Origin of the sequence: Mycobacterium sp. DBP42, assembly GCF_005924235.1 — a bacterium.
GTDB classification, from domain to species: domain Bacteria; phylum Actinomycetota; class Actinomycetes; order Mycobacteriales; family Mycobacteriaceae; genus Mycobacterium; species Mycobacterium syngnathidarum.
On the sequence record NZ_VCMY01000013.1, the window covers coordinates 1 to 13,726 of the forward strand.

Below are 13,726 nucleotides of genomic sequence, written 5' to 3' on the forward strand. Positions count from 1 at the left end.
CCCGGTAGAAGTAGGTGCCGTCGGCGACATAGAGATCGCCGTCGGGGCCGACCGTCAGATCCAGTGGCCAGTTCAACCCGCCCGGCAGCACGGCATGGGCGCCGCCAGAGGAGATCTCGGTGATCTCGCCGGTGAAGTTCGAGACGAACAACCGGCCGTCGGCGAACGTGCAGTTGTCCAGGCCGGGGGTCAGCTGAGCCAGCAGTGTCTGCTCGCCGTTACGTGGGTCGATGCGTAGTACCTGGCCGCTGGCGACCTGGGTGGAGACGATGTAGCCGTCGGCGTCGAATTTGACAGAGTCCGGTACCCCGAGCCCGCCGGCCACCACTTGAGGCTCGCCCCCGTCGGGATCGATACGCCAGATTTCGTTGGCGCCCATCACCGGGAAATACAGCAGTCCGTCGGGGCCGACCTCCATGGCGTTGGGTGAGGGCACGTCCTCCAGCAGGATGCGCGGGGCGCCGCCGGCCAGGTCGAACTCCATCAACCGTCCACCTTCGCGGCATTCGCCGACGAACAACCGGCCTTGATGGAAGGTGATGCCGTTGGCCGAGGGGATGTCGTCCTGCAGGACGCGGGTGGTGCCGTCGGCCGCACGCATGCTGACCCGGCCGTCCATCACCTCGGTGGCATACAGGTTGCCGTCCGGATCGAACGCGACGTCGTCGGGGGCGATGATCTCGCCGCCCTTGGCGCTGACGGTTTCCAGCTGCCCGGTGCCGAGGTAGAGCGCGCTGATCTGGCTGCCGGTGACCTGTGCGACGTAGATCCGGCCGTCCGGGCCGGTCCGCAGGCCGTTCGCGCCGAACAGCCGACTGGGTCCCGTGACCTGCTGCAGCGTCCAGTTCTCGGCCACGGACGGGTTTGCGGTAGACCGCGCATTGGCGATGCCGGGATTTGCCGATAGGGCGCTCATGACCTCGGACGTTAGCAACTTGCCGTAGTCCAGACAATAGGTGCGCGGAAGCTCAGATCGACCCTTGACGCCTGAATAACTGCTGCGGAATAGTGTTCTCCAATATGAAGATCGTGATTTGTTGTCCGGACAATTAGGCCGATTGGGTTGCGAATGGACAGTTCCCTGAGCTTGGACGGCCGGGTTGTGGTGGTGTCGGGCGCCGGTGGTGGCGGCATCGGCACGACCGTCACGCGGATCGCGGCCGAGGCCGGGGCCACGGTGGTGGCGGTGAGTCGATCGCAGGACAACCTCGACACGCACGTTGCGCCGCTGGCCGAAAAGGGACTGAACGTGGTGACGGTGGCCGCCGACGCCTCGACCGATGAGGGCATCGCCACGGTGCTGGACGCGGCGCATCGCGCCGAAGGGACGTTGTACGGACTGGTGAATGTCGCCGGCGGCGCGGCGCCTTCGACCTGGATGCCGGCCACCCGGGTCTCCCGCTCCGACTGGCGCGAGTTGTTCACCGCGAACCTGGAAACCATGTTCTTCATGAGCCAGGCGGTGGCTGCAGAAATCCGCAGCCAGGGGACCCCGGGTTCGATCGTTTCGGTGTCCTCGATCAGCGGGATGAACACCGCGCCGTATCACGTCGCGTACGGCACCGCCAAGGCCGCGATCGTGGCGGCCACCCGAACCATGGCCGCAGAGCTTGCCGCAGAAGGAATTCGGGTCAACGCCGTTGCCCCGGGCGTCACCGAAACCGCCGCGTCGGCAACCTATGTCGACGCCGACCTCGAACGTGACCAGCGGGCAATCGCCATGGGCCGGCGCGGAACCCCAGAGGAACAGGCCGGTGCCATCCTGTTCCTGCTCTCGGATCTGTCGAGCTACATCACCGGCCAGACCATCCTGGTCGACGGCGGGCTCAACCTGCGCTGGACCCATCTCGGCGCCGACAACACCTCGCTGTTCCTCAAGGACGACGACTTCCGCGAAGCCATCAGGAGGATCTAATGGCCCACACCGAATCCGATCTCGACGCCGCGATGGAGCTCGACGCCGAACCGGACGACTCGACCGGAGTCATCGCCGAGGACCTCTCTGAGCCGACGACCATCCCGGTCGAGGCCTACATCTCGGCGGATTACGCACGCGCTGAACGGGATCTGTTGTGGCGCAAGGTGTGGCAGCAGGTCGGTCGGGTCGAGGAGATCCCCGAGGTCGGTAGCTACCTGACGTACGACATCCTCGACGACTCGATCATCGTGGTTCGCACGGGCACAAATACCTTTGCCGCGCACCACAACGTCTGCATGCACCGCGGCCGCAAGCTCATCGACAACCCCGAGGGAGCCAAGAACGCGACCGGCCGGGCCCGGAAATCCTTCGTCTGCGGGTTCCACGGCTGGACCTACGGCCTCGACGGAGCCTGCACCCACATCCGGGAGCAGGACGACTGGCAGGGCAAACTCACTGCGAGCAACACGCACCTCGCGCCCGTGCAGGTGGACACCTGGGGCGGATGGCTGTTCATCAACATGGACCCGCACTGCGAGCCACTGGTCGACTACCTGTATCCGGCGGCCAAGATCCTCGACCCGTTCGGGTTGGAGAACATGCGCTACAAGTGGCGCAAGTGGTTGTACTTCGACTGCAACTGGAAGGTCGCGATGGAGGCCTTCAACGAGACCTACCACGTGTTCACCACGCACCCCGAGTTCAACCAATTCGGCGAGTTCAAGGGCTGGGCCAAGGCGCAGGGCAAGCACAGCAACATCGGTTACGACGCGCCGAAAGGTATGGACGAGACCAAGTCCAAAATCCGCCTGGGCACCGGTGATCCGCGCATCTCCACCGCCGAGATGCAGGTCTACACCATGGAAGAGACCAACGCGACGACGACGCAGACTCTCGTGAACGCCGCGAAGCGACTGGTCGACGAACTGCCCGAGGGCACGCCCGCCGACGAGGTCTTGCAGTACTGGCTGGCCTCGGCCCGCCGCGATGACGAGGCGCGCGGCGTGACCTGGCCGACCATCCCGCCCGACATCCTCGGCCAGAGCGGTACGGCTTGGCAGATCTTCCCGAACTTCCAAGTGGGGCAGGGCCTGACCAGCGCGCTGTGCTACGCCGCGCGGCCCGACCCTGGCTACAACCCGGACAAGTGCATCTTCGAGGTCGCCGTCTTCGAGCTGTACCCGAAAGGTGAAGAGCCTCAGACCGAGTGGGCCTACACCCCGAAGGATTCACCGAACTGGCTGTCGGTGCTGCCACAGGACTTCTCGAACATGGCGGCGGTGCAACAGGGGATGAAGTCTGCAGGTTTCCCGGGAACTCTGCCGAACCCGTACCGCGAACGCAGCACGGTCAATCTGCACTACCAACTTTCCAAGTACATGGGCACCGGAGAGCCCACCGACATCCAGTGATTTGTGGAGTCTCAGCCGTGCCGGACACGGCTGAAACTCCACAAATCGCCCAATAAGGAGCGAACATGAAGGTCAATCTGGGTACGGGAGCGCAGAACTCCCACGACTGGGAGCGTGTGCTCGCCGGCGACTTCAGCACCCCGCCGGCCACACCGGACTACAAGTGTGTGCAGGCCGCGCTGGCCCTCGGCGACCTCGCCGAGCCGCTCGGCTTCGACGGGATCTGGTTTCCCGAGCACCATGGCACGCCATATGGCATGACGCCCAACCCCATTCAGGCCCTGACCTACTTCGCCGGACGCACAGAGCGGGTCAGTCTGGGCACATTCGTGGCGGTGGTGCCGTGGTGGAACCCGATTCGGTTGGCCACCCAGATCGCCTACCTCGACATCGTTTCCAACGGCCGCTACACCACGATCGGCCTGGGCCGCGGGGTGTCGAAGGGCGAGTTCGCGGCGGTCGGTGTGCCGCGGGAGGAGAGCCGCGACCGCTTCAACGAGACGCTGGACATCCTCAAGCTGGCCTTCTCCGGTGAGCGATTCTCCTACGAGGGCAAGATCTTCAGCTTCCCGGAGATGTCGCTGCGTCCCGAGCCGATCAGCACCGACCTGTTCGACCGGATCTACAGCTCGTCCTCGACCGCCGAGTCACTGGAGATCCTGTCTCGGCGCGGCATGGTGCCACTGTTCGTCGGCAACAAGCCCATCACCGATGCCGGCGAAGAGGTGCGCAAGGTGAACACCTTCCGCGCCGAAGAGGGCCTGGGGCCCTGTCAGCCCAAGAACGTGATGTTCATGTACTGCGTGCCAACGGAAGCCCAGGCCCAAGACACAGCGGAGTGGATCTGGACCGCGAACCGGGATGTCAACGTGCACTACGGCTTTGCCGACGCGTCCAACTTCAAGGGTGTCAAGGGGTACGAGGCCTATGCAGCCCGCGAGGCCAGCGCCACCGCGGTGCTGGCATCGGAGGTCGGCAACCAGAAGAAGGGCGGCCCGCCCGGATACCACGCGTCGAACCTGCTGATCGGCACGCCCGAGACGGTGTTCGAGAAGCTCAAGGCCGCGCAGGAGGCCTGCTCGTTCTGCGAGGTCACCATCGTCCCGCAGTTCGGCACCATGCCGTACGAGAAGGCGATGGAATCCACCAAGCTGTTCGCCGCCGAGGTGCTGCCGGCGGTGCACGACATGCCCGCCCCCCTGCACCCGGCCGCGCTACCGGAGAAGGCCAACGCATGACCCAGCCCGAGACCTGCGGCCCCACCGACACCCCGAACGACATCGACATCGACGCGATCCGGGAGAAGTACGTCGCCGAGCGGGCCAAGCGGCTACGGCCCGAGGGTGCCGACCAGTACCTGGAACTGGAAGGCGAATTCGCCGACTTCTACGAGGTTGACCCGTACACCACGGCGACCGAACGGGATCCGATCGTGGAGGACGCCGACGTCGTCATCCTCGGTGGTGGCTTTGCCGGCCTGCTGGCGGGCGCGTACCTGAAGAAGGCCGGCGTCGAGGGCATCCGGGTCGTCGAGATGGCCGGTGACTTCGGCGGGGTTTGGTATTGGAACCGATTCCCGGGAATCCAGTGCGACAACGACGCCTACTGCTACATCCCGCTGCTCGAAGAGCTCGACTTCATGCCGAGCAAGAAGTTCGCCGACGGCGCCGAGATCTTCCAGCACTGCCGCAACATCGGCAAGCATTTCGGCCTGTATGACGGCGCCCTGTTCTCCACGCAGGTGCGCGAACTGCTCTGGGACGACTCGACGCAGCGTTGGCAGATCAGGACCGACCGCGGCGACGAGATCCTGGCCCGGTTCGTGGTGATGGCGCAAGGCTCCTACAACCGTCCGAAGCTGCCCGGGATTCCCGGGATCAAGGACTTCACGGGACACGTGTTCCACTCCGCGCGTTGGGATTACGACTACACGGGTGGAGACGCCGACGGCGGCTTGGACAAGCTGGCCGACAAACGCGTGGCGCTGGTCGGCACCGGCGCGACTGGCATCCAGCTGGTGCCGCACCTCGGTCGCGACGCCAAGGAGTTGTTCGTCTTCCAACGGACCCCGTCATCGGTCGACGCGCGTACCAACCCGCCCACCGATCAGGCGTGGGCGGCGTCCCTGCAACCCGGTTGGCAGAAAGAACGCAAGCGCAACTTCCACAACTGGTCGCCGTTCGTCGGGGTGGTGTTCGGTGAACCAGATTTGGTGTGTGACTTCTGGACCGAGCTGGGGCGCAATCTGACCGCGCGGATCGCAGCCAGTGAGAACCCGGCCGAAGTCACCATCGAGCAGATCATGGCCTTCCGGGAAGAGGAAGACTTCAAGATCATGGAGCGGCTGCGCCGCCTGGTCGCCGAGATCGTCGAGGATCCCGAGACGGCCGAGGCGCTGAAGCCGTATTACCGCTTCATGTGCAAGCGGCCGACGTCCAGTGAGCACTATCTGGAAACGTTCAACCGTCCCAACGTGACCCTCGTCGACGTGTCGGCATCCAAGGGCGTGGAACGGCTCACCGAGAAGGGAATCGTCGCCGACGGGGTCGAATACGAGGTCGACTGCGTGATCTTCGCCAGCGGATTCGAGATCTCCACCGAGATCAGCCGCCGGTTCGCGATCGAGCGCATCGTGGGCCGTGACGGGCTGTCGCTGTTCGACTATTGGCAGAACGACTACAAGACACTGCACGGCATGACCAGCCGTGGATTCCCCAACCAGTTCTTCATGGGCTTCATCCAGGGCGGCGTCTCGGCCAACACCACGGCGATGTTCGAACAACAGGCCGAGCACATCGCCTACATCATCGCCGAGGCGCAGAACCGGGGCGCCACCACTGTCGAGCCAAGCCAAGTAGGCCAGAACACTTGGGTCTCGACGGTTCGCGAGCTGGCGATCGACAACTCCGCGTTCGAACTGTCGTGCACGCCTGGCTACTACAACAACGAGGGCCGCGGCGGCCAGGAACGCAATGGGGCGTTCCTCGGCGATTTCTACTCGCCCGGGTTCTACGCCTTCGACGAGTTGATCGCGGAATGGCGGGCCAAAGGTGACCTTGACGGACTAGAGCTCACCTCATGACCACCACCACCGCACTCGACACGCGGGATATCAAGCCGCGCATCGGAACCGAGATCCGGGCTGACAAGGCCGCGCTGCTCTCGGGCGAGCATGCCGAGCGGGTCCGCGAACTGCTCGAGCAGCGCGGGGTGCTGGTGTTTCCCCAGATCGGGTTCACTGACAACGAGCAGATCGCGTTCACCGAGACCCTGGGCACGTTCGCTCCCGAGCACCAAGGCGAGAAGCTGTACAAGGTCTCCCTCGACACCGAGGTGAACAAGCAGGCCGACTATCTCAAGGGTTCGCTGTACTGGCACATCGACGGGACGATGAACGAGGTTCCGATCCTGGCCTCGCTGCTGCAGAGCGTGGCGTTGGGTAACCCGGAGGAGGGTGACACCGAGTTCTGCAATACCTACGCCGCCTATGAGGACCTGTCCGACGAGGACAAGGCTGAGATCGAGGGCCTGCGGGCCATGCATTCGGCGTGGAACACGATGTTCTACTACGACCCGGAACCCAGCGCCAAGGCTCTGCGCCGCATGATGGCCATCGGCGATCGAGAACTGCCGTTGGTGTGGACCCATCAGTCCGGCCGCAAGTCGCTCGTGCTCGGTGCCACCGCTCGCCACATCGTCGATGCCGACGGCCCGATCGACTTCCGCAAGAGCGCCGAACTGCTGGTGCGGCTGCGGGATTGGGCCACCCAGCCGGAGTTCACCTACCCGCACAAGTGGACAGTCGGTGACCTGGTGATCTGGGACAACACCGGAACCATGCACCGGGCCACGCCCTATGACCCGATGTCCGGCCGGCTGTTGCAGCGCACCAAGCTCGAGGGCGAGGAGCCCTTCGCTTGAGCACTCTCAGATTCGACGATCGTGTCGTCGTCATCACCGGCGCCGGCCGGGGGCTGGGCCGCGAGTACGCCCTGTTGTTGGCGTCGCGGGGCGCGAAGGTTGTCGTCAACGACCCCGGGGGCAGTCTCACGGGAGATGGCACCGACACCGCCCCGGCGCAGCAGGTGGTGGACGAAATCGTCTCAGCCGGTGGCGAAGCCGTCGCCGTCACCGATTCGGTGGCGACGGCAGAAGGCGGTCAGACCATCATCGACGCCGCCGTCGAGCGCTTCGGCCGTGTCGACATCTTGATCCACAACGCCGGCACGGTGCGGCGTGCATCGCTCAAGGAGATGAGCTACGACGATTTCGACGCTGTGCTCGATGTTCACCTGCGCGGCGCATTTCATGTCGTGCGGTCGGCATTTCCGCTCATGTGCGCCGCTGGGTACGGGCGTGTGGTGTTGACCTCCTCGATCGGCGGACTCTACGGCAATCATGAGGTGGCGAACTACGCGGCGGCCAAGGCCGGGATCCTCGGGCTGTGCAACGTGGTGGCACTGGAGGGCGCCGCCGAGGGCGTGTTGTGCAATGCGATCGTGCCGGGCGCGGTGACCCGGATGGCCGAGGGCCTGGACACCTCGGCGTACCCGCCGATGGGCGCCGAGCTTGTGGCCCCGGCTGTGGGCTGGCTTGCGCATGAATCCTGTTCGGTCACGGGCGAATACTTCGTGGCGATCGCCGGGCGGCTGGCTCGTGCCCTCGTCGCGGAGTCGCCGGGGGTGTACCAGCCGGCGTGGACCATCGAGGAAGTCGGGGAGCAGATCGGCGCGATCCGCGACGTCAGCGATCCGGTGACCTTCCCGGTGGTTCCCGATGGACACGCCGATCACATCCGCTACAGCTTCGGGCGAGCGGCAGAGGGGGTCAGTTCATGAGAGCCGGTCCACTGCAGGGAGTTCGGGTCGTCGATCTCACGGCGATGGTGATGGGGCCGTACTGCACTCAGATCATGGCGGACATGGGTGCCGACGTCATCAAGGTCGAGACTCCGGCAGGCGACAACACCCGCTATATCTCGGTGGGCCCGGCGCCCGGGATGAGCGGGGTGTTCGTCAATGTCAACCGCGGCAAGCGCAGTGTGGTGCTGGACCTGCGATCCGAGCAGGGCAAGGCGGACCTGCGGGCCCTGATCGCCGATGCCGACGTGTTCATCCACTCGATGCGCGCGAAGGCCATCAGCAAGCTCGGCTTCGGCTACGACGATGTGGCGGCGATCAATCCGGGCATCGTCTACACCAACTGCTATGGCTACGGCCGGCGCGGTCCGGACGCCGACCGCCCGGCCTACGACGACACCATCCAGGCAGAGTGCGGATTGCCTGCCGTGCAACAGCAATTGACCGGTGAGGCCTCCTACGTCGGCACCATCATGGCCGACAAGGTGGCCGGCCTGACCGCGCTGTACGCCACGACGATGGCGTTGTTCCACCGGGAACGCACCGGTGAAGGCCAGGAGGTCGAGGTCAGCATGTTCGAGACCATGGCCTCCTTCATGCTCGTCGAGCATGCCAATGGCGCCATGTTCGACCCACCGCTGAGCCCGGCGGTGTATCCGCGGGCGGTCACGCCCAACCGCAGGCCGTACGAGACCAAGGACGGCCACATCGCCGCCCTTGTCTACAACGACAAGCACTGGAACGCTTTCATCGATCGCGTGCAGCCCACCTGGAACAGTTCCGAGTACGCGACCCTCGAACAGCGGGCCCACCAGATCGACACCGTGTATGGGCTGGTGGCCCAAACCCTCAAGGAACGCACCACCGCGGAGTGGCTGGATCTGTTCGCGGAACTGGAGATCCCGGCGGCGCCTATGCTCACGCCGGATGAGTTGTTCGAGAACGAGCACCTCAACGCGGTCGGGTTGTTCGAGACCGTCGACACCCCGCACGGCCGGGTGCGGATGCCGGGTGTGCCGACCTGGTTCTCCCGAACCCCGGGCCACATCGCCGGATATGCGCCGGAGCTCGGGGCTGACACCGCCGAGGTGCTTGCCGAGCTGGACGCCGCCAGGGCGGAATAGAAAGGCCAGGAGTGGATTTCGATTTTGGTGAGGCGGCCGACACGCTCCGCGGTGAGCTGCGTGCGCTGATCGCCGACGAGGTGCCCGCCGACTTCCTCGGCGCATTCACCGATGACCCTGCGGACCTGGCGGTGGCCCAGCAGTTCTGCCGGACGCTGGCACAGCGGCACCTGCTGTGCATGTCGTGGCCGAAGGAGTTCGGGGGCGGCGACGCGTCGGTATGGGAGCAGACCGTGGTGCGCGAGGAGATGTGGGCGCACCACGAGCCGCGCGGCGCCCAGTACATGGGGGTCAACTGGGTGGGCCCGATCATCATGCGGCACGGCACCGAAGAGCAGCAGCGCAAGCACCTGCCCCCGATCGCCAACGGTGAAGTGATCTGGTGCCAAGGCTTTTCCGAGCCCGAGGCGGGTTCGGACCTGGCCTCACTGCGGACGTCCGCCCGTCGAGAGGACGACGGCTGGCGGGTCAACGGTCAGAAGATCTGGACCTCGTACGCCACCATGGCGCAGTGGATCTTCTTGCTGGCCCGCACCTCCAAAGGGGAGAAGAAGCAGCAGGGCATGACCATCTTCCTGGTGCCGATGGATTCTCCAGGGATCACGGTGCGCCCGATCCGCACCATGATGGGGCCGCATCATCTCAACGAGGTGTTCTTCGACGACCTCAAGGTCACCGAGGCCGATGTGCTGGGAACGGTCGATCAGGGATGGTCGATCGTGCAGGACGTGGTGTCCTTCGAGCGTGTCGGCATCGCCCGTTACGCCCGCTGTGAGCGGCTGCTGCAAGCGGCTCCCGAGGTGCTCGGCGACAAGTGGGAGCACCTGCCCGCTGAACTCCGCGGCCGGTGGACGCGGATGCTCACGCACTGCCGCCGGGCCCGGCTGATGGCCTACCGGGTGGTTTCGATGCAAGCCACCGGGCGGGTGAATCCCGGTGACTCCGCGGCATATCGGATCGCGGTGACGCGGCTGGACCAGGAGAGCGCCGAGGTGCTGATGGAGATTGCCGCGGCGCTCCCCAGGGGCGGCAGCAGGAAAGCCGAGTACTTCCGCGCCGAGGTCGAGGACCACTGGCGGTACTCACAGGCGTCCACGGTGTCCTCGGGCAGCATCGAGATGCAGCGCATCCTGCTGTCTCGGACCATGCTGGCCGGAAAGGCGTGACGCAAATGATTCTGGATCTCAGCGATGACGCGCAAGAGTATGGCCGCGAGGCCCTGAAGGCGTTCGAAGCCGCCGGTGGAGATCAGTTGTTGGCCCAGGCCGACGCCAAACCGGATACCCGCACTGGGCTGGTCATGCCGGTGCTGGACGGCCTCGGCGTGTTCGAGCTCGAACCACGCGGCGACGCGGACTCATTGGAGGCCGCCGCGGCTGTGTGCCGCAGTGCCGGCTACTGGGCCCTGCCGTATCCGGTTGCCGAGCGATTGGCGCGCCCGGCGGATTTGGATGTCGACGGGCTGGTCGTCATCGACGCCGATGCTCCGGAAGCAGCGCTGCAGGGCCTGGACGACCGTTGGGCCACCGTCACATTGGGTGGCAACCGCAGTACGGTGACCAAGACCGGCGCGCCGGGTCCGTCGTTCGCCACCGCACTGGAGCTGTCCGCTGCGGACAGTTCAGGCCTGGATGACGTGGCGCTGGCCCTGACACTGCCGTCGTGGACCTTGCTCGGCATGCTGGACCGGGCCATCGATCTGACCGTCGCGCACGTCAGCCTGCGCAAGCAGTTCGGCCAGACGCTGTCGTCCTTCCAGGGGGTGCAGTTCCAGCTGACCGACGCCGAGGTGGAACGCAGTGGGGTCGACATGCTGGCCAAACACGCGCTGTGGAGCCTCGGTACCCACCCGGCCGACGAAGCGATCAACGATGCGCTGGCTCTGCGGCTGGCCGCGATCGAAGCCGCCGAGGTGGTCTTTCGGGTGTGCCATCAGTTGCACGGCGCCGTCGGCTTCTGCGATGAGACCACGCTGTCCTGGCTGTCGCGCTACAGCCAGCCGTTGCGCCGCTTGCCCTTCGGGGTGTCCACAACGCGCGACACGCTGACTGCCCGGCTGGGCCGGCGCGGACTCACCGGGTTGTTCTCGTGAGCGAGCTCGAGGAATTCCGGGCCACCGTAAGGGACTGGTGTGCGGCGCACGTCCCGAAAGACTGGCGCGCCAACCAGACCGGCGTCGGCGACGACGAATTCGTGTCGTTCCAGAAATCCTGGTTCGCCGAGTTGCACACCGCCGGATACGCGGTCCCGCACTGGCCCGCCGAATGGGGTGGCGGTATGTCGGTGCCCCAGCAGATCGTGCTGTACCAGGAGTTGGCTGCGCACGACGCGCCGCGGCTGGTGCTGGCCTTCGTCGGTATCCACCACGCGGCTTCGACGCTGCTTGCCGCGGGCACAGACGAGCAACGCAGACGCCACCTGCCCGCCATCCTCGACGGAGAGATCTGGGTCCAGGGATTCTCCGAGCCGGAGGCCGGATCGGATCTGGCTGCCCTGCGCACCACCGCCCGCGCCGAGGGGGACAACTTCATCGTCAACGGCCAGAAGCTGTGGGCCAGTGGCGCTCTGCACGCCGACTGGTGTCTGTTGCTGGCCCGCACCGATCCGGACGCGCCCAAACGGCACGGGATCTCGTACTTCCTGATGGACATGACCACACCCGGCATCGATGTGCGGCCGATCCGAAACGCGGTGGGGGACTCGCATTTCTGCGAGATCTTCCTCAACGACGTCGCGGTGCCCGCGGCCAACCTGATCGGCCCGCTCAACAAGGGTTGGCAGGTGGCTCAGGCGACGCTCGGTGCCGAACGTGGCATGACCATGCTGGAATTGTCGGAGCGGTTGGGCAATGCGGGCTTCAGGTGGCTACTCGAAGCTGCGCCCCTCGACGACCCCGTGGTGGCAGACCAATTGGCGCGGTTCGAAACTGAACTGACCGGACTGCGCGGGCTGTGCCGGGATCTGGTGGAACGCACCGAGGCAGGGCGCGCCGGCCCCGCCGATGCCTCGATCGTGAAGCTCTACTACAGCGAGTTGTTGCAGCGGATGACCGGATTCGGTGCCGAGCTCGGAGGGCTGGCCGCCCATACCGTGCTGGCCAAACCGGCGTCCAGCGGCTGGGAGTCGGGGGCCTGGATGCTCGATTTCATCGGATCGTGGGAATGGACCATCCCCGGCGGAGCCAGCGAGATCCAGCGCACCATCATCGGTGAGCGCGGTCTGGGCCTGCCCCGAGAGCCGAGTGCGGTGTGATGAGCGAATTTTCCGAACTACACGACGAACTTCGTTCGGTGGCAGCCGATCTGCTGGCCAAAGACAGCATCGACTGGCCGCTGCTGGTCTCGGCGGGATGGGTCGGACTGGACGCCCCCGAGACGACCGGCGGCGCCGGCGCGACGTTCGCCGAGGTTGCAGTCATCTGTGAGGAGTTGGGTCGAGCCGCTGCCTCCACCGGCTACCTGGGCGGTGCGGTGCTGGCGATCGGCGCGTTGAACGCATTGCAGCCCAACGAGTCCCGGGACGCTCTCGCGTGGGCCGTGGTTGCCGGGGACACCCGCGCCGCAGTGGCACTGCCAGGGGAAGGCGAAGCGGCGCCCTTCGATCTGGCCATCACCCGGCTTGGCTGGCGGGTACACGGGCAGGCATCTTTTGTACCGGATGCGGCCGGCGCCGAGCGGTTGCTGATCCCCGCGCGTGACGCCGACGGGGTCGCGGTGCTGGTCGACGTGGCTGCCCAGGCGTCCGGGCTGACGGTCGCCGACCAGCCGGTGCTCGACGAGACCCGCAGGCTGGCCACCGTGACGGCCGAAGGCGTGGAAGTCGATGAGCATGCGGTGTGGCGGTTCGACGGCGACGCCGAGGCGTGCCTGCGTGCGCTCACCGAGCGTGGCGCGCTTGCCGTCGCGTGTGACAGCCTTGGCGTCGCGCAGGCCATGCTCGACACCACGGTGTCCTACACCGGGGTTCGCCGACAGTTCGACCGTCCGATCGGCTCGTTCCAGGCGGTGAAGCACGCCTGCGCCGACATGCTGGTGCGGATCTCGGTGGCCCGACAGCTCGTGAACGCGGCCGTCGCGACACCTGGACCACGCGCGGTTTCGATGGCCAAGGCCTATGTCACCGAGGCGGCCGTGGAGGTGGCCGGCAAGGCCATGCAGTTGCATGGCGGCATCGGCTACACCTGGGAGAGCGGCGTGCACGTCTATCTCAAGCGGGCCGCGCTCAACCGTTCGCTCTACGGCTCGCCCGCCGAACACCGCGCCGAGGTCGCGCAGCGCTACCACTAGCCCCGCGAGCAGACACAAACTCGCACTTTTCAGGCCCAAACAGTGCGAGTTTGCGTCTGCTCGGCGGGGTGCGATGAGTTTTCCGCACGGGGGTGGTCAGACTTAGCGACTGTCCATTCGGTGAAGG

The 13,726-nt window shown here is 65.8% G+C and carries 12 protein-coding genes; 11 read left to right on the forward strand and 1 reads right to left on the reverse strand.

All coding sequences use genetic code 11. From position 1 onward, the window contains the following. On the reverse strand, positions 1–916 hold a 916-nt coding region (locus E0T84_RS14440; RefSeq protein ID WP_171055033.1), incomplete at its 3' end, for an SMP-30/gluconolactonase/LRE family protein. Positions 917–1,069: 153 nt separating this feature from the next. On the opposite strand from E0T84_RS14440, the gene E0T84_RS14445 reads away from it, so the two are divergent. From E0T84_RS14445 to E0T84_RS14495, 11 genes are all read left to right on the forward strand, one after another. Then, entirely contained in the window at positions 1,070–1,915 is an 846-nt protein-coding gene (locus tag E0T84_RS14445) for an SDR family NAD(P)-dependent oxidoreductase (protein ID WP_138744772.1), read from the forward strand. Beyond that, positions 1,915–3,330 (forward strand): SRPBCC family protein, encoded by a 1,416-nt coding sequence (locus E0T84_RS14450; protein ID WP_138744773.1) that lies wholly within the window; start codon positions 1,915–1,917, stop codon positions 3,328–3,330. Before E0T84_RS14445 ends, E0T84_RS14450 begins: the two co-directional genes overlap by 1 nt. A 65-nt stretch (positions 3,331–3,395) precedes the next feature. Continuing rightward, entirely contained in the window at positions 3,396–4,568 is a 1,173-nt protein-coding gene (locus tag E0T84_RS14455) for an LLM class flavin-dependent oxidoreductase (protein WP_138744774.1), read from the forward strand. Next, positions 4,565–6,412: an NAD(P)/FAD-dependent oxidoreductase gene (locus tag E0T84_RS14460; RefSeq protein ID WP_138744775.1), complete on the forward strand. Its 1,848-nt coding sequence runs from the start codon at positions 4,565–4,567 to the stop codon at positions 6,410–6,412. The genes E0T84_RS14455 and E0T84_RS14460 overlap by 4 nt, the downstream gene beginning before the upstream one ends. Continuing rightward, on the forward strand, positions 6,409–7,251 hold the full coding sequence (locus tag E0T84_RS14465) for a TauD/TfdA family dioxygenase (protein WP_138744776.1): 843 nt from the start codon (positions 6,409–6,411) through the stop codon (positions 7,249–7,251). Before E0T84_RS14460 ends, E0T84_RS14465 begins: the two co-directional genes overlap by 4 nt. Next, a complete protein-coding gene (locus E0T84_RS14470) occupies positions 7,248–8,168 on the forward strand; it encodes an SDR family NAD(P)-dependent oxidoreductase (protein WP_138744777.1) in 921 nt (306 codons plus the stop codon). Before E0T84_RS14465 ends, E0T84_RS14470 begins: the two co-directional genes overlap by 4 nt. Beyond that, positions 8,165–9,313 (forward strand): CaiB/BaiF CoA-transferase family protein, encoded by a 1,149-nt coding sequence (locus E0T84_RS14475; RefSeq protein WP_070944798.1) that lies wholly within the window; start codon positions 8,165–8,167, stop codon positions 9,311–9,313. The genes E0T84_RS14470 and E0T84_RS14475 overlap by 4 nt, the downstream gene beginning before the upstream one ends. 11 nt (positions 9,314–9,324) lie before the next feature. Continuing rightward, positions 9,325–10,479, forward strand: a complete 1,155-nt coding sequence (locus E0T84_RS14480) for an acyl-CoA dehydrogenase family protein (protein WP_070944799.1) — start codon at positions 9,325–9,327, stop codon at positions 10,477–10,479. 5 nt (positions 10,480–10,484) lie between these two features. Next, the gene (locus tag E0T84_RS14485; protein WP_138744778.1) at positions 10,485–11,405 is read left to right on the forward strand and encodes an acyl-CoA dehydrogenase family protein; all 921 of its coding nucleotides are present in this window, start codon (positions 10,485–10,487) and stop codon (positions 11,403–11,405) included. Further along, the gene (locus E0T84_RS14490; protein ID WP_138744779.1) at positions 11,402–12,565 is read left to right on the forward strand and encodes an acyl-CoA dehydrogenase family protein; all 1,164 of its coding nucleotides are present in this window, start codon (positions 11,402–11,404) and stop codon (positions 12,563–12,565) included. Before E0T84_RS14485 ends, E0T84_RS14490 begins: the two co-directional genes overlap by 4 nt. Further along, entirely contained in the window at positions 12,565–13,599 is a 1,035-nt protein-coding gene (locus tag E0T84_RS14495; protein ID WP_138744780.1) for an acyl-CoA dehydrogenase family protein, read from the forward strand. The genes E0T84_RS14490 and E0T84_RS14495 overlap by 1 nt, the downstream gene beginning before the upstream one ends. Positions 13,600–13,726 lie beyond the last annotated feature (127 nt).

Bases quoted from the DNA above. Each gene is read 5' to 3' on its own strand.
- E0T84_RS14455 (WP_138744774.1), top strand. From the start codon at position 3,396: ATGAAGGTCAATCTGGGTACGGGAGCGCAGAACTCCCACGACTGGGAG.
- E0T84_RS14485 (WP_138744778.1), top strand. From the start codon at position 10,485: ATGATTCTGGATCTCAGCGATGACGCGCAAGAGTATGGCCGCGAGGCC.
- E0T84_RS14460 (WP_138744775.1), top strand. From the start codon at position 4,565: ATGACCCAGCCCGAGACCTGCGGCCCCACCGACACCCCGAACGACATC.
- E0T84_RS14475 (WP_070944798.1), top strand. From the start codon at position 8,165: ATGAGAGCCGGTCCACTGCAGGGAGTTCGGGTCGTCGATCTCACGGCG.
- E0T84_RS14495 (WP_138744780.1), top strand. From the start codon at position 12,565: ATGAGCGAATTTTCCGAACTACACGACGAACTTCGTTCGGTGGCAGCC.
- E0T84_RS14450 (WP_138744773.1), top strand. From the start codon at position 1,915: ATGGCCCACACCGAATCCGATCTCGACGCCGCGATGGAGCTCGACGCC.
- E0T84_RS14465 (WP_138744776.1), top strand. From the start codon at position 6,409: ATGACCACCACCACCGCACTCGACACGCGGGATATCAAGCCGCGCATC.
- E0T84_RS14445 (WP_138744772.1), top strand. From the start codon at position 1,070: ATGGACAGTTCCCTGAGCTTGGACGGCCGGGTTGTGGTGGTGTCGGGC.